This is a genomic window from Collinsella aerofaciens, assembly GCF_039752955.1.
In the GTDB taxonomy this organism is placed as follows: Bacteria; Actinomycetota; Coriobacteriia; order Coriobacteriales; family Coriobacteriaceae; genus Collinsella; species Collinsella aerofaciens_BI.
In genome coordinates this window covers 19,258-37,778 of the sequence record NZ_JBDMHB010000020.1, presented here as the reverse complement: position 1 = coordinate 37,778, position 18,521 = coordinate 19,258, and the positions used below count along the sequence as shown (strand labels likewise).

The 18,521-nt window shown below is 62.2% G+C and carries 11 protein-coding genes; 1 reads left to right on the top strand and 10 read right to left on the bottom strand.

Translation table 11 applies throughout. From position 1 onward, the window contains the following. Window positions 1-161: 161 nt before the first annotated feature. Window positions 162-1,499 (bottom strand): TFIIB-type zinc ribbon-containing protein, encoded by a 1,338-nt coding sequence (locus ABHR75_RS06030; RefSeq protein WP_346963875.1) that lies wholly within the window; start codon window positions 1,497-1,499, stop codon window positions 162-164. 218 nt (window positions 1,500-1,717) lie between these two features. Here ABHR75_RS06030 and ABHR75_RS06025 point away from each other — a divergent pair, with 218 nt between their 5' ends. After that, window positions 1,718-2,899 (top strand): cation diffusion facilitator family transporter, encoded by a 1,182-nt coding sequence (locus ABHR75_RS06025; protein WP_346963874.1) that lies wholly within the window; start codon window positions 1,718-1,720, stop codon window positions 2,897-2,899. Window positions 2,900-3,009: 110 nt separating this feature from the next. Here the strand turns inward: ABHR75_RS06025 and ABHR75_RS06020 are convergent, their stop codons facing one another. The 9 genes from ABHR75_RS06020 to dnaE form a co-directional block, all read right to left on the bottom strand. Beyond that, window positions 3,010-3,999, bottom strand: coding sequence for a chromosomal replication initiator protein DnaA (locus ABHR75_RS06020; protein ID WP_346963873.1), 990 nt, complete (start codon window positions 3,997-3,999; stop codon window positions 3,010-3,012). A gap of 178 nt (window positions 4,000-4,177) precedes the next feature. Continuing rightward, complete coding sequence (locus tag ABHR75_RS06015) at window positions 4,178-5,845, bottom strand: formate--tetrahydrofolate ligase (protein WP_346963872.1); 1,668 nt, start codon at window positions 5,843-5,845, stop codon at window positions 4,178-4,180. Between the two features lie 146 nt (window positions 5,846-5,991). Beyond that, the gene (ruvB, locus tag ABHR75_RS06010) at window positions 5,992-7,059 is read right to left on the bottom strand and encodes a Holliday junction branch migration DNA helicase RuvB (RefSeq protein WP_118079537.1); all 1,068 of its coding nucleotides are present in this window, start codon (window positions 7,057-7,059) and stop codon (window positions 5,992-5,994) included. After that, a complete protein-coding gene (gene ruvA / locus ABHR75_RS06005; protein WP_225093764.1) occupies window positions 7,059-7,679 on the bottom strand; it encodes a Holliday junction branch migration protein RuvA in 621 nt (206 codons plus the stop codon). Before ruvA ends, ruvB begins: the two co-directional genes overlap by 1 nt. Next, window positions 7,679-8,200 carry a crossover junction endodeoxyribonuclease RuvC gene (ruvC, locus tag ABHR75_RS06000; protein WP_117639774.1) on the bottom strand — a complete coding sequence of 174 codons (522 nt, stop codon included), beginning with the start codon at window positions 8,198-8,200 and terminating at the stop codon, window positions 7,679-7,681. Before ruvC ends, ruvA begins: the two co-directional genes overlap by 1 nt. A gap of 247 nt (window positions 8,201-8,447) precedes the next feature. Beyond that, the gene (locus ABHR75_RS05995; RefSeq protein ID WP_346963871.1) at window positions 8,448-10,433 is read right to left on the bottom strand and encodes an NAD(+) synthetase; all 1,986 of its coding nucleotides are present in this window, start codon (window positions 10,431-10,433) and stop codon (window positions 8,448-8,450) included. A gap of 117 nt (window positions 10,434-10,550) precedes the next feature. Next, window positions 10,551-10,913 (bottom strand): desulfoferrodoxin family protein, encoded by a 363-nt coding sequence (locus ABHR75_RS05990; protein ID WP_346963870.1) that lies wholly within the window; start codon window positions 10,911-10,913, stop codon window positions 10,551-10,553. A gap of 150 nt (window positions 10,914-11,063) precedes the next feature. Further along, complete coding sequence (locus ABHR75_RS05985; protein ID WP_346963869.1) at window positions 11,064-14,537, bottom strand: DEAD/DEAH box helicase; 3,474 nt, start codon at window positions 14,535-14,537, stop codon at window positions 11,064-11,066. 135 nt (window positions 14,538-14,672) lie between these two features. Then, window positions 14,673-18,476: a DNA polymerase III subunit alpha gene (dnaE, locus tag ABHR75_RS05980; RefSeq protein ID WP_346963868.1), complete on the bottom strand. Its 3,804-nt coding sequence runs from the start codon at window positions 18,474-18,476 to the stop codon at window positions 14,673-14,675. Window positions 18,477-18,521: the final 45 nt, after the last annotated feature.

Sequence of the window (18,521 nt, the reverse complement as noted above, 5' to 3'; positions counted from 1 at the left end):
GGCCGCGGGGGCGTTCGGCTAACTGCGGGAATGGCCTATTTGCTCAATGTGTTCGGCTGAGATCGGAAATCAACCTCAAACAATCAGACGACAGTCCGCACTCCTGCGAGCTGCCCCGTTCCTCTAGCTATCGGATCGCAGCGCCAACTGACACCACTCCCCTACTTACCAAATAGCGCACCCAGCAGGCCGCGACGTTTGGGCTTTTCTTCTCGGTAGGAACCCTCGGCAACCGCTGCCACCTGACGCGGCTGTTCGCCGTCTCCACGGCGCACGATCTGGTATAGGAAGGGCGATTTAACGTATTTGACCTCGATGGGCGTGGCGTGCACGGTGCTTTCTCCGGACAGATGCAGACTCGGGTTGAGCGGCGCCACCACATGCGTCTCACGCTTGTCGCTAAACACCGCCGCGGCCGCGCGGCCCGTCTGGCCGTTTACGGCAATGCGCACCTGCTCGCCATCGCGGCTGTCCGTCGCCGGGCGATCGACAAAGTAGACCGGCACCATCACCAGGCCGTCCTTATGCTTGCGAGCCTTGCGCGCCCAGGTGCGGATGCTCTTTTTATTGAGCCCCAGCACCGCCTCGGCATCGTTGCCGGCAATGTCGAGCGCCAGCTTATCAATGACCACCTGGTCCTTGGTAGACGCATCGACGGAGACAACGCGGAAGTCGCCTTCCTGCATAGCGGGATCGAACGGCCCAACCTTGGCAAAGTCCCACGGCTCCAAAATGCCCATAAGGCGAACGTCCAGGTAGTTTGCCCGCGGATACGCCCAGTCGAGCACCTCGTAGTACACCAGGGTCTCCTTGCTCAGCCCCTTGCCCGGGAAGGACGCCATCATGCGCAAATCCGCGAGCGCCATGGGGAAGTAGAAGAGCGACATGTCATTTTGAATCGCGTCTTCCACGTCGTGCCCGGCAAAGGCATCGGGATACTGGCGCACCAGCTGCAGCGCGTTGGCACGTGCCTGCTGCGGCGTTATCTCGCAAGGAATACCCTGCTCAGGCACGTACTCGGCACCAACGCCCATGGTCAGACGCTTGCTAAAGGTACCGGGCTTGAGTAGGTCGGCAACGCCGATCTTATTTCCGCAGGACGGGCACTCAAGCACGCGCTGAGTGGACTCGCCTTCAAAGGACGCTCCACAGAAGGGGCAGGGAATGCTCACGTGCGTGGCTTCTTGGAACTCCTGCGCCGTGCCGCGGTCCTCCCACAGCAGATGCTCCAGAACCGACTGATTGCGCCAGTGTGAATTAAAGAAATACCAGTCCGGGTCCTCCGGGCGCTCGAGCTGCGACACGTGGGTGAGCTTAAGCAGTCCATCGACAACCGTCAGTGGCGTATGGCGAATGCCCAGGGCGCTCTTGGGCTCCCCCGCATCGGCCTGCCACGGAACGACCGTGCCGCAATAGGCGCACTCAAAGCTGCGTTTAGCCTGGTGTGAGTACATAGGGCCGCCGCAGTTTTGGCATTTAATGGCAAACATCTCGTCCATGAATACGTCCTCCTCTGCGCAGGGGCTGTCGACATTAAGTATGTCGGGCAGGCAGGCACATGCCCATACCCATGTGGCCCAAAATGGAGCACCCGGTCGGACAAGAAGGGCCGCTCGTTAGCTCCAGCAGACCATTACTGCATTTTCTGAGCACCGGCGCACGGTGCGCCCATGCGAGCTACACTATCCCCTTAACCATGATTGTGAGGACGATCGCCATGCTATTTGTAAATCGGCTGGTACATACGCTTGTTCCCGGCAGCAAGGACGAGCCGGTCGATACGACTCGCCGTACCAACGCGGGCTTTGCCGCAAGCCTCATTTGCATTGGCCTCAACATTACCCTGTGTCTGGCCAAGGGCATCGCGGGCCTACTCGCCGGCTCCGTCTCGCTCATCGCCGACGCCTTCAACAATCTCTCCGATGCGTCGAGCAACATCGTGAGCCTGCTCGGATTCCGACTTGCCAGCCGCCCGGCAGACGAAGACCACCCCTATGGCCACGGCCGCTACGAATACCTCGCCGGTCTGGTTGTCGCCGTCCTCGTTTGTGCCGTCGGCATCAACCTGGTGCTCGAGTCCGTTACCAAGATCATCAAGCCCTCCCCCACCGCTTACACACTCGTTTCCCTTGCGGCACTGGCTACATCCATGCTCGTCAAGTTCTGGATGGCGGCGTTCAACCGCACGCTGGGCAATCGCATCGACTCGGAGACGCTCATCGCCACGGCGCAGGATTCCAAAAACGATGTCATCGCCTCGGGCTCGGTCTTGGCGGCGGCGCTCATTTCGCAAACGACCGGCTTGGACCTCGATGGCTGGGCGGGCCTGGGCGTGGGCATCTTCATTTGCATCAGCGGCATGGGCCTGGTGCGCGACGCCATCAGCCCGCTGCTGGGACAAGCGCCCGACCCCAAACTCGTCCAGGAAATCCGCGACAGGATCATGTCGTACCCCCAGGTCCTGGGCACTCATGACCTCATGGTGCACGACTACGGCCCCGGCCGCCAGTTTGCCAGTGCACACGTGGAAATGCCCGGCGAGGGCGATGCCTTTGAGCACCACGAGATTCTGGACACCATCGAACACGATATCAAACGCCAGATGGGCATCGCCATCACGTTGCACTGCGACCCCATTGCAACAACCGGCGATGACTTGCGCGGCTGGGTCAAGCGCGGCGTAGCGCAGATCGACCCCGCGCTTTCCATCCACGACTTGCACGAGCACGACGGCTTTGTTTCGTTTGACCTGGTGCGTCCCGACGGCTTTGACATATCCGACGAGGAGCTGCTGGAGCTCGTCACGCGCATCGTGCACGAGCGCAGGCCCGATGCATCATGCGTCGTCACGTTTGACTCCGGCTTTAGCTCGCCCGAGCGTCCGGCAGAGCAGCTGTAATCGACAGCAAAACGGGACGCAGGACCGCCGACCAGCGCGCCTATGCGCCCGGTCACGCGATCCTGCGTCCCGTTTTTGTTTGCACCGCTAAGGCTCTAGCCGCTCGGCCGCTAGTTTCCCTGTGCGCCCGAAATGCCGTTTTGTAGGGCGTTCCAGGCATCCGTCGCCATGTCTCCCAAGTTCTGCGCGGTATCGCCCAGGTTTTGTGCCGTATCGCCCAGCTCTTGCGCCTTGTCTCCCAATTCCTGCGCCTTATTGCTCAGGTCCTCCAGCGTGTTGGAGCTCGAGCTGTCCGTGGTGCCTTGATCGCCGGACGCATTGCCCGACGAGCCGTCCTTGCGCGTAAGCTGGACCTCCAGGTTGCCGTCAGCGTTGTAGTAGGCAGATGTGACGACCCAGTTGGCATCGACAACAGGCGTCGAGCCGTCGTCAGTCAGAATCACAGCATTCGAAAGATCGGCGCCGCGCGACTTGAGGAGCTTCTTGGCGTTGGACCAGTACTGCTCCGGGATATCGCTCAGATCGACGGTGCTAGACGAGGCGGACTCGGTTTGCTCGGCAGTGGTATCGGCCGTTGAGCTCCCCCGCTTGTTGAGCATGCCCGACACGATGGCAAACACAATCGAGAGGGCAAAGAAGATCGCCAGCACAATGAGGATCTTCTTGATCACACTCGACGAACGCGACGGCGCCTCTTCCTCGTCCTCACCATACTGCGGAATCGACTTGGGGTACTCACGATAAGGCTGGCGCGCATACGGATCGCGCGACTCATAACGAGGCTGGGACTGTGCCGTGCGCGGCATATACGTCGTCTGCTGAGGCTGCGGAATGGGATTTTGCGGCAGGTTATTATAAGCGCCTGCCGCCGCATTGCCATACGGGTCCGGCGTTGCATTGCCATACGGGTCCTGCGGTGCATAATCAAACGGATCCCGCGGTGTATCGCTATAGCCCATAACTCGTGTGGGTTCGGCGGACGCCTGCGTCGCATCGGGGGCAGCATTGCCGGGGTTCGACACAACGCGGGTCGCATCGGCGCTGCCGCCAGCCTGTGCGGAGCCATATCCGCCCATCACAGCCGTCTTGTCCTGGTCCATGCAACGTTTCCTTTCCGTCGCCTGTAAGCATCAAGTTATCCATGCATTCTACCCGCGCAAAAGCCTATGATGGGCAAAGGCCGTCGGTATCTACAAGACATGCGCGTGCCTAAGGATCAAAAAGCCCCGCCGGGCCTTGGGGCACGACGGGGCGGGCAAGCGGCTATAAGCAGCAGGCTTAGAACAGGCCGGTGATGTTGCCGTCGTTGTCGACGTCGATGTTCTCGGCCGCGGGGACCTTGGGCAGGCCCGGCATGGTCAGGACGCTGCCAGTCAGCGCGACCACAAAGTGGGCACCGGCGGAAACCTTGAGCTCGCGCACGGTGATGCGGAAGCCCTCGGGGGCGCCCAGCGCCTTGGCGTTGTCGCTAAAGCTGTACTGGGTCTTGGCGACGCACACCGGCAGGTTGCCAAAGCCGTTCTCGCGCAGCTCGGCGAGCTGACGCTTGGCAGCCGGCGTAAAGTCAACGCCGTCGGCGCGGTAGACCTTGGTGGCGACGGCCTCGAGGGCATCAGCAACATCGGCGCCGTCCTCGTAGGCAAACTTGAACTCGCTCGGCTGCTCAATCAGGCGCATGACCTCATCGGCCAGGTCGAGCGCACCCTCGCCGCCCTTGGCCCAGACCTCGGAAAGCTTAACGTTAACGCCGAGCTTCTGGCACTCGGACTCGATGAGCTCGAGTTCGGCCTCAGTGTCCGTCGGGAAGCGGTTGATGGCGACCACGCAGGGCAGACCGTAGACATTCTGAATGTTGTCGACGTGGCGCAGCAGGTTGGGCATACCGGCCTTGAGGGCCTCGAGGTTCTCGTCGTTAAGGTCGGCCTTGGCAACACCGCCGTTGTACTTAAGCGCACGGGCGGTGGCGACAATCACGACGGCGCTGGGACGAACGCCCGTCATGCGACACTTGATGTCGAGGAACTTCTCGGCACCCAGATCGGCGCCAAAGCCTGCCTCGGTAATGGCGACATCACCAAAGCGCATGGCCATACGCGTGGCCATGATGGAGTTGCAGCCGTGGGCGATATTGGCGAAGGGACCGCCGTGGACAAATGCGGGCGTGCCCTCGAGCGTCTGCACCAAATTGGGCTTGAGCGCATCCTTAAGCAGCGCGGCCATGGCGCCCTGAGCCTTGAGGTCGCGGGCGCGGACGGGCTCGCCGGCATAGCTGTAGCCGACGACAATCTCGCCCAGGCGCTCCTTGAGGTCGTTGATGCTCGTGGATAAGCACAGGATCGCCATGACCTCGGAGGCAACGGTGATATCGAAGCCGTCCTCGCGCGGCACGCCCTGAGCCTTGCCGCCGATGCCGTCGATAACATGGCGCAGCTGGCGGTCGTTCATGTCGACGACGCGCTTCCAGGTGATGCGCTTGACGTCGATACCGAGCTGGTTGCCCTGCTGAATATGGTTGTCGAGCATGGCGGCCAGCAGGTTATTGGCGGCACCGATAGCGTGGAAGTCGCCGGTAAAGTGCAGGTTGATGTCTTCCATGGGGATGACCTGGGCCCAACCGCCGCCGGCGGCGCCGCCCTTGACGCCAAAGACGGGGCCGAGCGAGGGCTCGCGCAGGGCCACAGCGCTCTTGACACCGCGACGGCGCAGGCCATCGGCCAGACCGATGGTCGTGGTGGTCTTGCCCTCGCCAGCGGGCGTGGGGTTGATGGCGGTCACGAGGACGAGCTTGGCCTGGTGATCGGTCGGCTCGTTGAGCAGCGAATAGTCGACCTTAGCCTTGTCGAAGCCGTACGGAATCAGGTGCTTTACGTCGACGCCGGCGTTCTTAGCCACCTCGGTAATGGGCAGCGGCGTGACGGAACGTGCGATTTCGATGTCAGTAGGCATGGGCGGTCCTTTCGTTACCGGATGAGAAAAAGACCAATTCAGCATAGCACGGGCGCGCAATAGTAAAACACCCGTAACCGATGAATGGCGATATGTTTATCCAATGCTCAGCGATAGCCTACAGACTAGCCAAAACAAACCCGACTCTAAACGGCTGGCTCGATACCCAAATGCTCAAAGGTGCGAAGCGTTGCCTGACGGCCCTGGGGCGTGCGAATCATCAAGCCGCACTGCAGCAGATAGGGCTCATAGACATCCTCGAGCGTACCCGGGTCCTCGCCCACCGCGCTGGCAAGGGTCGTCAGGCCCACGGCACGGCCGGAGAACGTCTTGGCGAGCGTCTCCAAGATGCGAATATCCATCCAGTCCAGACCAAGCTCATCAATCTCGAAGAACTCGAGTGCCTGACGGCAAATATCAAGCTCAATAGGACCGTTGCCGCGCACCTGCGCATAGTCGCGCACGCGTTTGAGCAGACGGTTGGCCAGGCGCGGCGTGCCACGCGAACGCGAGCCGATCTCGAGCGCACTCGGATGGTCTATCGTCACGCCCAAGATGGTCGCCGAGCGGGTCACGATCTGGGCAAGCTCCTCGACCGTGTAGTAATCCAGGCGATACGAAATGCCAAAGCGGTCGCGCAGCGGGCCGGTCAGCATGCCCGAGCGAGTCGTTGCCGCCACCAGCGTGAACTTAGGGATATCCAGGCGAATCGAGCGCGCCGCCGGACCCTTACCGATAACGATATCGAGCGCAAAGTCCTCCATCGCGGGATACAGAACTTCCTCGACCGAACGGTTGAGTCGGTGGATCTCGTCGATAAACAGTACGTCACCCGGCTGCAAGTTAGTCAGGATAGCCGCGAGGTCGCCGGTACGCGCAATGGCCGGGCCACTCGTCGTCTTGATCTGAGCGCCCAGCTCGTTGGCGATAACGGTAGCCAGCGTGGTCTTGCCCAGGCCCGGAGGACCCGAGAAGATCACGTGGTCGAGCGTCTCGCCACGGCTCTGCGCCGCCTCGATCAGCACGCGAAGGCTCTGCTTGATATGCTCCTGACCGCAGTAGTCGTCCAGGCGCTGGGGACGCAGGGTACGGTCGACATCGAGGTCTTCGGGCGTCAGCTCCGAGCCCACCATGCGCTCACCGTGCGCCATGGATGCCGCCGGCGAGTTGCCGGGCGTCGCCCACAGGTCCTGAGAGTCATCGGCTTCCCACATCACGCATCCATTCCGAGTCGCTTAAGCGCCGCGCCGAGCAGATCCTCGACACGCATATCCTGCCCATCATACCCGCTCAGGGCAACCTCGGTCTCCTGAGGGCTAAAGCCCATGGAAAGGAGCGCCGCGCGGGCGTCATCGATCGCCGAGGGAGCGGCGGCGGGAACCGGCATCGCAACCTGACCGGGAATTACGTCGACCGGAACAAAGCCCTTGTCCTTGGCAAAGGTACTCTTGAGCTCCAAGATGAGGCGTTGGGCGGTCTTTTTGCCCACACCGGGCACCTTGGCCATGCCCTTGTCATCCTCGGCCATTACCAGGGAATACAGCTGTCCCACGGTATAGGTGGAAAGCACGGCAAGCGCCAGGCGTGGACCGACGCCCGAGACAGAAACGAGCCGATCGAACATCGTGCGCTCGTCCTTGGAAGCAAAGCCAAAAAGCGTCATGGCGTCCTCGCGCACCTGCATGCGGGTATAGAGGCGAACCTCACCGCCGGGCGTAGGCAGCGTGGCGGCAGTGCTGCCCGAAATACCGAGCTCAAAGCCCACGCCCGACACATCGACGACGGCCGAGCTCATCGTGGCCTCGATAAGCGTTCCATGGAGCTGGGAGATCATCAGTATCCGGTTCCTCTCTGTTGATAGAACTCGCCGCCGGTAAGCGCCCGGGTGCGGCTTAGGTTAACGTGACAGATGGCGCAAGCTAGGGCATCGGCGGCATGGTCTGGGTGAGGGTCGTGATCGAGCTGCGTGAGCGTGCGCACCATGTAGGCAACCTGCCGCTTGTCTGCGGCACCCGTGCCCACCACGGCCTGCTTAATCTGCATGGGCGTGTATTCGCCAATCTCGAGCGCGCATTCCGAAAGCGCCACGAGCGCGGCACCGCGGGCATGCGCCGTGGGGATGGCCGAGCGGACGTTAGCGCCAAAGTAGATGCTCTCGATAGCCGCGGTATCGGGACGGTAGCGTTCGACGACGCCCTTGAGGTCGTGGGCGATATGCGACAGGCGCACCGCGAGCGGGCTGCCCGCGCTGGTCTCGATACAACCGTAGGCACGGCAGCGAACCTCGCCACGTCGCTCCTCGATAATCCCCCAGCCCGTATGGGCCAAACCAGGGTCGATACCCAAGATAACCAAGCCAGCCTCCCCTCGTCTTTTGCCAAGCACAGCGCAAGGCAAGGCCCCGCGCACTATTCACGAACGTCTGTTCTAGAATAACACAACGCCAGCCCCATACGTCAGCCGAGATTGAATTGTAGGTTGAGCATACGCAAGCGAGCGCCCGCCAGAGCGAGCAAGGTGCCTTGAAAGAGGAGGGCATTGACCTGGCGGTCATGCCCGACGATTGAAAGGCAGATTGCCGCTCTGGCGGGCGCGCAGCGACCTAGTTTTGAGAGAAGAATGGGAATTGCCTCGGATCCACCGGCGGATGCGGCATCGGACCTCCCTGGGGCCCACCCTGCGGTCCGCCCTGGCCGCCCATCATCTTGTCGATGGCGTCCTGGACCTCGCCCTCAAACCGCTTCATACCCTCGTGCAGACGACGCTGACCGTCCTCGGAGCGCAGCTCTTCCATCTGCTCGGGTGAAATACCCAACAGCTCGCCCAATAAGCCCATCATCTCGCCGCGCATACGGTCACTCGTATCGTCGTCGGCAAAGCGACGCACCTCGGCGCGCGCCAGCGAATCAACCGTCATGCGCTCCTTACCGTTGAGCCCCAGATCGGACCACGCAAGCATGTACGGCCAGGCGCGCTCGGCAAACGAACGGGCCGAAACGATCGGCGCCGTCGGTAGCATGCGACGGGCAGCCTCACCCTGGCGCACGAGCATCAGCAGCAGCGAGCAGGCCTCGGGCTTGGCGGCGGCCATCGGGATGTCGTCAAAGGGACGCTTGCGGTCCACGTGCGACTCGAGCGCACCATCGACCTCGCCCGGCTCAAGCCCGCCCAGCAGCTGCGCCGCGCGATCGAGCATATCAACCGGGCCGGCGAGCGTCGAGAGCGCCTGCGCCAGCACGCGATCCATGCAATCCTCCACCGCGTTGAGTGTCACGAGCTCTTGGGGCACCACGGCCGAGGCACGGTTGCGCACGCGTGCAACAAACTCGAGCGTCGACAGATACACGTCACCAAAGGGCGCAAAGTCGCCCTGATAGCCGCCGGACAGCGCGGGCGCCGCCAGCGCATACTCGGTCTTGGAAAGCGGGCTCAACGCCATGGCGCCCAGCTCGAGCGCCGTATCCTCGAGCATCAGGCCCAGCGCACGCGAACGCAGGCGTTCGGCATCGCCCGCCGACACGTCGCGGTCGAGCACGCGCGCCGCATCCGGCGCATCGCGCTCGACGGTGCGAATGTGCAGGCGCTCGGCGATTGAGCGAACAGCGGAACAGCGGGCAGCCTCGGACTCCTCCTGCGCCGGCGTAAAGATGCGGTTGCGCCCCAGCACCAGGCCAATCACATTACGCGGGCCCAGAGCGTCGACGGCAAGCGCCGCCAACAGGGACGACGGCAAATCGCCCTCGAGCGCCACCACGGCACGCGACGCACCGCGGGCGCGGGCATTGTCGCGCACGGCAAGCACCAGCGCCTGCCACAGCCACTCCTCGGAGCGAAACTGGGGCAGCTCATGGTCCTCCAGGGCATCGAGCATCACGCCGCGCTGAATCTCCTGAACCAGCAGGCTCTCCTCAAAGCACGGCGCCTGGGCCACCACGCGACCGCAATCGTCGAGCACAAACGACCCGCCGGTATACACCGACTCGTCATAGGCGCCGACCGGAGCCACGCAGGCAAACCATACGCTGCGCTTGGAGGCGATCTTGCGGTAAGCACCGCTGCGCACGGCGGCGACGGCGGCGGTCTCGCGATCGGTCATGTCAAACGCATTAAACTGGAAATAGGCAATGAGGTCGACGCCGGTCGGCAGCATCTCGAGCTCGCGATCCAGGTCAAACACCACAGCGATGCGCACGCCGTCCACGTCAAACACCGGCGGTGCCCAACGTGTGTCGTTGTTCTCACCGCGCTGCAGGGCAATACTTGCGCGCGCAGGCACCACGCGACCATCCTTAAGCATCATATAGTCAAGCAGGGGCTGGCCCTCAAACGAAACCGCAGCGGGCACGATGCAGATCATATCGAGCTCTTGGATGCGCTCGGCAACGCCCGTCAGACCCGTCAGCATATCGTGCTCAAAATCGGCAGCGCCCACCAGGCCACCGGGCATGGCGCCCATAAAGAGTGGAGCCGGAACGCACAGCATGCGCGCGCCGCGCTCATGAGCCAGGCGAGCCTGGTCCTCGATGCGGCCGCAAATGCCCTCGATGTCACCCAGGCGCATATCGATCTGTGCAAGTGCGAGCTTCATGGCCCAGCCCTTTCCGTCGTAAATCGTCGTTGTCGTAGTAAAAGCGCCGGCCGCATAATGCAGCCGGCGCTCGCATGTGCATATGCTAGCTATGATACCCCGAGCGGGGGCGCGCTCCTAGAACGTCGCGGACCACAGCCCATGCAGGTTGCAATAGGCATAGACGGTACCGGTCTTGGAGCCGCCGGCAAAAAACGTCGTGGGCTTCATGCCGGGCTCAAGGTAATGGATCTCCAGGCGGTCCTCGGCCTCAAGCGCGATCCACTCGATGTAGTGCTCGGGCAGCATGGGGTGCTCCGTCGAGCCCACGCGCGCACGAATAACGTGGCCGTCGCGCTCGATCTCGACAACAGGCACGTGCTTCTCGTGCGCCGCGTCCTCAGTGTTTGCCGTCAGCTCCGTGCAGCCGGCAGGGGTCGCAACGCCGTCGCCAAGGGCGGCAATGAGCTTGCCGTCGGAGTCCTTAAAGAATTTCGCCATGATGTTCTCCTTTGCTGATGTGCCGATGTTCTCGATGGTTCTTATGCCCAAAGGCAGGCGAACCATCCACGGCATGGCAAATGAACACATAACGGGCGGGAACGGTGGGGCGGCGCGTACTATCCGCCCTGGCGGCCCCACCCGAGCGGGTTAGCGACCGTCGCCACCGAGCAGTGCCAGAACATCCTCGCGCGTAAACAGTGCCGATGAGATGCCGTCGCCGCCGAGCACGCTGTTGACCAGATCGCGCTTGGACTCCTGCATCTGCATAATGCGTTCCTCGATCGTGTCCTTGGCGATGAGTTTGTACACGGTCACGGTGTGCTGCTGGCCAATACGGTGGGCACGGTCGGTCGCTTGGTCCTGCGCCGCCACGTTCCACCACGGGTCGTAGTGGATGACCACGTCGGCAGCCGTCAAATTAAGGCCCACGCCGCCCGCCTTGAGCGAAATCAAGAACACCGGCACCTCGCCTGCCTGGAACTGCGCAACCATCTTGGCGCGGCTCTCCTTAGACGATGCGCCCGTGAGCTTAAGGAAGGCGATGTCCTCCTTGGCCAGGCGCTTGCCAATGATATCGAGCATGCCCGTAAACTGGCTGAACAGCAAGATGCGATGACCGCCGTCGAGCGCTCCGTGGACGAGCTCCATGCATGTATCGAGCTTGGCGCTTCCCGCCTTGTAGTCCGCATAGTGCAGATGCGGGTCGCAGCAGATCTGACGCAGCTTGGTGAGTTCGGCAAGTACCTTGAGCTTGTCTTTCTTAAACTCGGATGACTCGCGGTGCTGAACCTGCTGGGCGATGCGGTCCTGGTTTGCCAGGTAGAGCTTGCGCTGCTCGCCGGTAAGCTGCGCCATCACCGTATCCTCGATCTTCTCGGGCAGGTCGGCCACCACCTCTTCCTTGACGCGACGCAGCACAAACGGCGATACGAGCGCCTGCAGACGAGCGGCACTATCGCCCTCGGCATGCTCGACGGGACTTTCAAAGCGCTTGGCAAATGAGTCGCGCGTGCCCAGAAGGCCCGGCATCAAAAAGTCGAAGATGCTCCAGAGCTCGGACAGGCGGTTTTCGATGGGCGTGCCCGTCAGGGCAAAGCGCACGCCGGCCGGCAGGCGCTTGGCGGCGCGCGCTACCTGCGTGAGCGGGTTTTTAATGTACTGGGCCTCGTCGAGCACCACGCGGGCAAAGTCCTGCTCGGCATACTCGTCGATATCGCGGCGCATGAGGTCATATGACGTCACGACCACGTTGTGCTCGGCGGCACCGGCAATTTGCACGCGACGCTGGGCCTTGGCGCCCACGATGGCACACACATCAATCGAGGGGGCAAAGCGCTCCAACTCGGCAGCCCAGTTGTACACGAGCGACGCGGGACATATCACGAGCGTGGGCTTGGTGTCCCCCGCCTCCACGCGCGCCAGAATGTGCGCGATCATCTGCAGCGTTTTGCCCAGGCCCATATCGTCGGCCAAGATGCCGCCAAGGCCCAGATGCTCAAGCGAGCCGAGCCACTGGTAGCCGTCAATCTGGTAGCCACGCAGCGTGGCCTTAAGCGAGGCGGGCACCGTAAAGTCCATCTTGCCGAGCGTGTCCAGGCGCTCGACGGTACGGCGGAACGCGGCGTCGCGATCAGCCTCGAGCGCCGGCGTGCGCTCGAGCATGCTGTCGACAAAAAGGGTACTCGACGCGGGAAGCGACACGCCGTCGAGCAGGTCGACAGCATCGACGCCCAAGTCCTCGGCAAGGCCAAACGCAGCGCGGGCACCTTCATCCAGGCGAACGATGTCGCCGGACGTAAGTCGCGCGAACGTCTGGTGGCGCTTGTAGGAGTCGAGGTAGATGGCAAGGTCTGCCGCCGAAAGGCCGCTTGCGCCCAGTTCGACGTCGAGCAAGTTGCTCTTGACGGTGGCGCGCACCGAAAGCTTGGGCGCGGGGCGTACCGAGATCTGGCGCAGGCGATCGCTGAGCATGACCTCGCCCAGCTCGGACAGGGCAGACAGGCCCTCGGTCAGCAAGTGGAACAGGCGGGCGTCGTCGCGTTCCTCAAACGCCAGGCCGCCCTCGTAGAAATCGAAGTACAGGGCCGCCGTGTCCATAACGCGAAACTCCGCCACCATATCGCGGGGCGGAACGCCGGGGCGTTGTTCTTCGAAGGGACTGCCCGGAGCACCAAGACTAAAGAGATCTGCCGACCAATCGCCGTAGGTCACCGTAATCTTGCAGGTCACAAGACCATCGTCGACGCCAATCGCCATGGCAAAACTCGGCTCGGGTGCCACGGCGTCGAGCGCGGCGGGAGCGGTCAGGTCGGTATAGTCGCGCAAGATAGGCAGCGCCATGCGGCAAAACTCACCCACCTGGTCGGCGGCGATATGGACCGGCGTGCGGCAGGGCAACAAGTGCGAAAGGAACGGCGCCGCATGTTGGGCAAACGCCGTGTCGGTACGGCGCGCGCGGCGCGTATCGACCAGATAGGCTGCGTCGCCCGCGACAAAGCAGTACATATCGGCCGGCAGGCGCAAGTCGTAGCTGCCTCCCGCCGCCGGTGCAATCTTGGCGGCAAGAAGCGGCGGGCGCTTAGCCGGGACTTCGCCCTCCCCCTGCGGCGACGGCTCGACTGCCACCTCGAAGGAGCGATGCGTCGTCGTCCCCCGCGACCAAGCGGGCTCAAAGGACATGGCCCTGCCGCGCAGCAGGTCCAGCACGGACACGACGGAATACTCGGATACCGGCAACTGACGCTCGGCGACAAAGCCGCTGCGGGCAAAGTCATACGATGCCGAGCGCGAGCTCGTAATATCGCCTAGGTAGGCGACCGTCATTGCGATAAAGTCGAGCAGCTTTGTCGACACGTCATCGAAAGCCTCGGGCACATGAACAAACGTAAGCTTCTTGCCATAGGAGAACGTACCGCCGCGCACATAGGCATCGGCCATGCCGTCGATATCCTTAACCACGTAGGACACCGAACCGCAGCGAATGCGAAACTCGAGTGCCCAGTTAAAGCGATCGGCAAACAGCGGATTGTAGTACGGCACCAGCGAGGGCTCCAGCACCGCTTTGGGCGCATCGGGGTCGATGGTGCCGGCGAGCTTGCGACGCATGGCCACGAGCTCGTCCATGCGCGCGTCCGAAAGATCGGAAAGCGCCGCCACAAGGCTCGGGCTCGTGGGGACGGGTGCCGGGAAGGGAAAGTTGGGGTTGACCGCAGATGCGGTGGGCGCGGGGCGTGTGGGCTGTTTGGATTGTACGGGCGGTGCCGTAAACGTGCGGACCGGCGTGCGCAGGCCCTCAACGGGCTCGGCGCCGCTGGCATCCAGATACGCCAACGCCGTGGCGATGGCGTGCTTGCACATGCCGGAATAGCGGAAGGCAGCGGGGCAATCGCAGTCGTAGTCGATCACCTCGTGCTCGTCCATATCGAGCGCCACGTGCGTCTTGTACAGGTCGCCGCGCGAGCCACGCACCGTGCCCTCGATGTTCACGTTTTTGGAGAAGCGCGAGCCGGAGTCCTCAAACGACAGCACGGCACCGTTGAGCATGAGCGAGCGCCCCTTCATAAAGGTGCTGCTAAGCGCCGCCTCCTTACGAAGCGCCTGCACAAACGTCCCCTGCGCCATCACTTCCTCCAATCTCGCATGCCAAATGATTTTTCTGGGACGGGGATGAAAAAATCATTCCCGTCCCAGAAAGACTGGTCTTCCGCCACACGTCACCCAAAATGATTTTTTAATCCCCGTCCCAGAAAAATCATTTTAGATCACCGTCACGCGGCCTTGGTTACCCACGATGGCCTTGGCCTCTGCCAGCAGCGGAATCGAGCGTGCGTTGACCTTGGCCGGCACCTCGGCACGCAGTACGCGCCCGTCCACCTGCTCGATAAAGATCTCCACGCGGTCGCCGCCCGGGTTGGCGGTAAGCACCGTGGCAAGACGCGCCATATTGCCCTGGCTAAAGCGGCTGTTGGGCACCATGACCTCAAACACCTTGGGCTTGTTGTTCTCCTCGTTAAGCTCAAGCGGCACGATCTCCTGCGCGATGATCTGGTCGCCGCGGTCCGAACGCTCGAGCTTGCCCTTAATGCGAACAAACGCATCAGACAGCTGCGCACCGGTCTCGGGATCGACCTCGCCGTACAGGTATCCCTCGGCCTCTTTGTAGGTCTTGGGGAACACCACGACCGTGGCCTCGCCTTCCATGTCCTCGAGCTGCACAATACCCATGGGGTCGCCGTTTTTGGTCACGCGCTTGGACACGCTCGAAACCATGCCGGCCCACCACAGCGCCTTGCCCTCGGGAATCTCCTGGTTGATGGTACCGCCCGTGGGGTTTTGCACCTCGTAGCCGGTATCGATCTGCGAGAACGAGAAGTCGCGTGCCTTGGCTAGTGCATACTCAAACGGGCGCAGCGGGTGGTCCGAGACATAGATGCCCAGAACCTCCTTCTCCTGGCTCAGCTTAAGGTGACGGTCCCACTCCTGGCCGTCCGGATCGGGCACGCTCACCTCAAAGCCCGAGCCCTCAACGTCGCCAAACATATCGAAGAACGACGTCTGGCCACTCGCGCGATCTTTCTGGCGCTTTACCGCGGCATCGATGATGTTCTCGGGGTTGTTCTTATCCACAAAGTGCATCATCTGACGACGCGGATACCCCGTGGAGTCGAAAGCACCTGCCTTGATGAGCGATTCGATCACGCGACGGTTAGCCTGGCTCGAGTCCACGCGCTCGACAAAGTCGTGCAGTGTCTTAAACGGGCCGCCCGCCTCGCGCTCGGCGATAATCGCCTGCGCCACGCCAGTGCCCACGCCGCGGATGCCGGCCAGACCAAAGCGCACGCCCTCCTTGGTAGCCGTGAACTCGGTACCCGACTCGTTGACATCTGGCGACAGCACGGGGATGCCATCATGACGGCACGCCGAGACGTAGTGAACGATCTTGTCGGTCTTGCCCGTATAGGACGTCAGAACGGCCGCCATGTACTCGTGCGGATAGTGCGCCTTGAGCCACGCCGTCTGCATAACCAGGATGGCGTAGCCGGCGGAGTGCGACTTGTTAAAGGCGTAGGACGCGAACTCGAGAACATCGTCCCAAATCTTCTGGGCGACCTCGCGCGTGTAGTTGTTCTTGATAGCGCCGTTCATCCAGTGGTCGTAGGTGGTCTCGTCCGAGCCATCCTCCCAGTGGAGCACCGTCGAGGTGAGCAGCTTGATCTTTTTCTTAGCCACGGGCTTACGGATACGCGAGTCCGATTCGCCCTTGGAGAAGCCGCACATCTCGACGGAGATGAGCATAACCTGCTCCTGGTAGACCATGGTGCCGTAGGTTTCACCCAGGATGTCGTCCAGGCGATCGTCGTAGGAGACGGCCGGCTCCTTGCCGTTCATACGGTTGATGTAGGACGAGACCATGCCGGCGCCCAGCGGGCCCGGGCGGTATAGAGCGATCAATGCCACGACGTGCTTGTACTCGGTGGGTTTCATGTTCTTGATCGTGGCCGTCATGCCGGCGGACTCGACCTGGAAGACGCCGGCGGTGTGGCCGGAACCCATAAGCTTAAAGATCTCGGGATCGTCAAAGGGAATCTCTTCCTCTTTGATGTCGATGCCGAAGTTCTTTTTGATGTTTGCCTTGGCCTTGGAGATAACCGTCAGCGTGCGCAGGCCCAGGAAGTCCATCTTGAGCAGGCCCATGTCGGCAACGGTATGGCCCTCGTACTGGGTAATCTCAACGCCGCCCTTGGTATCGAGCTTGGTGGGCACATGCTCGTTGACGGGGTCGCGGCAGATCAGAACGGCGCACGCGTGCACGCCCTCGCCACGGGTGAGGCCCTCAATCGAGAGCGCCGTGTCGATGATGCGGCGGGCGTCGTCGTCCTTTTTATAGGCCTCGGCAAAGTCGGGGTTAAACAGATCCTCTTTGCCGGGTTGTTTTTCGAGTACCTGCTTGAGCTTGACCTTGGGGTCGCTCGAGACCATCTTGGACAGGCGCTGGCCCATGTAGACCGGGTAGTCCAGCACGCGCGCGGCGTCGTTGATGGCCTGCTTGGCCTTAATGGTCGAGTAGGTGATGACGTGGGTGACCTTCTCGGGGCCGTAGAGCTGGCGAACGTGCTCCACGACCTCGAGGCGCCGCTCATCGTCGAAGTCCATATCGATATCGGGCATCTCGGTACGCTGCGGGGACAGGAACCTCTCGAACATCAGGCCGTTCTCGAGCGGGTCGAACGCGGTGATGTTCATGGCGTAGGCGACGATAGCGCCGGCGGCCGAGCCACGGCCGGGACCGACGCCGATGCCGTTGTCCTTGGCCCATTGCACGTACTCGGCGACGATCAAAAAGTAGGCGGCAAAGCCCTTGTCGCAGATGACCTTGTATTCGTACTCAAAGCGCTCTTTGATGTTGACGCCACAGATCTCGCGCGTGGCCCAGTCGTCACCGTAGTGTTGGCGCAGGCCCTTCTCGCACTCGCGGCGGAACTGGCTCTCGTGCGTCTCGCCGGGATCGAGCAACGGGAAGCGCGGCAGGATGATGGAGTCCCAGTCCAGCTCAACGTAGCACTTGTCGGCAATCTCGAGCGTGTTGTCGCAGGCCTCGGGGCAATACGGGAACATCGCCCGCATCTCCTCCTCGGTCTTCATGTAAAACTCCGAGCCGGTCATGCGCATGCGGTTGGGGTCGTCGACCTTGGCGTTCATGCCAATGCACATGATGACGTCCTGCACGGGCGCGTCCTCGCGGCGCAGGTAGTGGAAGTCGTTGGTGGCGATGACCTTGACGCCCACCTGCTTAGCAATATCGATGAGCGTGCGGTCCATCTGCTCGTCGGTCAGGCCGTTGTCGGTGGTGATGCCGTGTTCCTGGATCTCGATATAAAAGTCGCCGGGCTCGAAGGTGTCACGGAAGGTCTCGGCCCACTTGATGGCGCCCTCCATATCACCGCGGTCGATGTACTTGGGGATGATGCCCGCGATGCAGGCGCTCGTGCAGATCATGCCCTTGGCGTGGCGGCGCAGGTTGTCGAGCGTCACGCGCGGCTTGTAGTAAAAGCCCTGCACGGCGGCCTCGGAAACCGTCTGCATCAGGTTGACGTAGCCCTCCTGGTCCTTGGCCAGAAGGATCATGTGATAGAGCTCGGGCTTATGGTCGCGGGCGAGCGTCTCGTCCGGCGTAAAGTAGACCTCGCAGCCAAAGATGGGTTTGATGACCAGGGGCGGCTTGAGCTCGTCGATATTGCCCTTCTCGTCCCACATGGCCATGTCCTTCACATACTGGGCATGCTCGCGCGGGTTTTCCTCGGGATCGGGCTCCACCAGCTCGTCGCGGCGGTCCTTTTCCAAGAAGGCCTTGTCGTGGCTCCAGGTTTTGTACTCGGGCGTATTGTGGTTAACGGCGTCGCAGGCCAGCGCCAGGTCGGGCACGCCATACATGTAGCCGTGGTCGGTAATGGCGACGGCGGGCATGCCCAGCTCAACGGCACGGTTGACCATATCCTGGATACGGGTTGCGCCGTCGAGCATGGAGAAAACAGTGTGATTGTGCAGATGGACGAATGCCATGTAATGAGCTCCGATGCGGGTTCGTGATCTTAGGGTTACGATTCT

Bases quoted from the DNA above. Each gene is read 5' to 3' on its own strand.
- ABHR75_RS06025 (WP_346963874.1), top strand. From the start codon at position 1,718: ATGCTATTTGTAAATCGGCTGGTACATACGCTTGTTCCCGGCAGCAAG.
- ruvA (WP_225093764.1), bottom strand. From the start codon at position 7,679: ATGATCTCCCAGCTCCATGGAACGCTTATCGAGGCCACGATGAGCTCG.
- ABHR75_RS06020 (WP_346963873.1), bottom strand. From the start codon at position 3,999: ATGGACCAGGACAAGACGGCTGTGATGGGCGGATATGGCTCCGCACAG.
- ABHR75_RS05990 (WP_346963870.1), bottom strand. From the start codon at position 10,913: ATGGCGAAATTCTTTAAGGACTCCGACGGCAAGCTCATTGCCGCCCTT.
- ABHR75_RS06030 (WP_346963875.1), bottom strand. From the start codon at position 1,499: ATGGACGAGATGTTTGCCATTAAATGCCAAAACTGCGGCGGCCCTATG.
- ABHR75_RS05985 (WP_346963869.1), bottom strand. From the start codon at position 14,537: ATGGCGCAGGGGACGTTTGTGCAGGCGCTTCGTAAGGAGGCGGCGCTT.
- ruvB (WP_118079537.1), bottom strand. From the start codon at position 7,059: ATGTGGGAAGCCGATGACTCTCAGGACCTGTGGGCGACGCCCGGCAAC.
- ABHR75_RS06015 (WP_346963872.1), bottom strand. From the start codon at position 5,845: ATGCCTACTGACATCGAAATCGCACGTTCCGTCACGCCGCTGCCCATT.
- ABHR75_RS05995 (WP_346963871.1), bottom strand. From the start codon at position 10,433: ATGAAGCTCGCACTTGCACAGATCGATATGCGCCTGGGTGACATCGAG.
- dnaE (WP_346963868.1), bottom strand. From the start codon at position 18,476: ATGGCATTCGTCCATCTGCACAATCACACTGTTTTCTCCATGCTCGAC.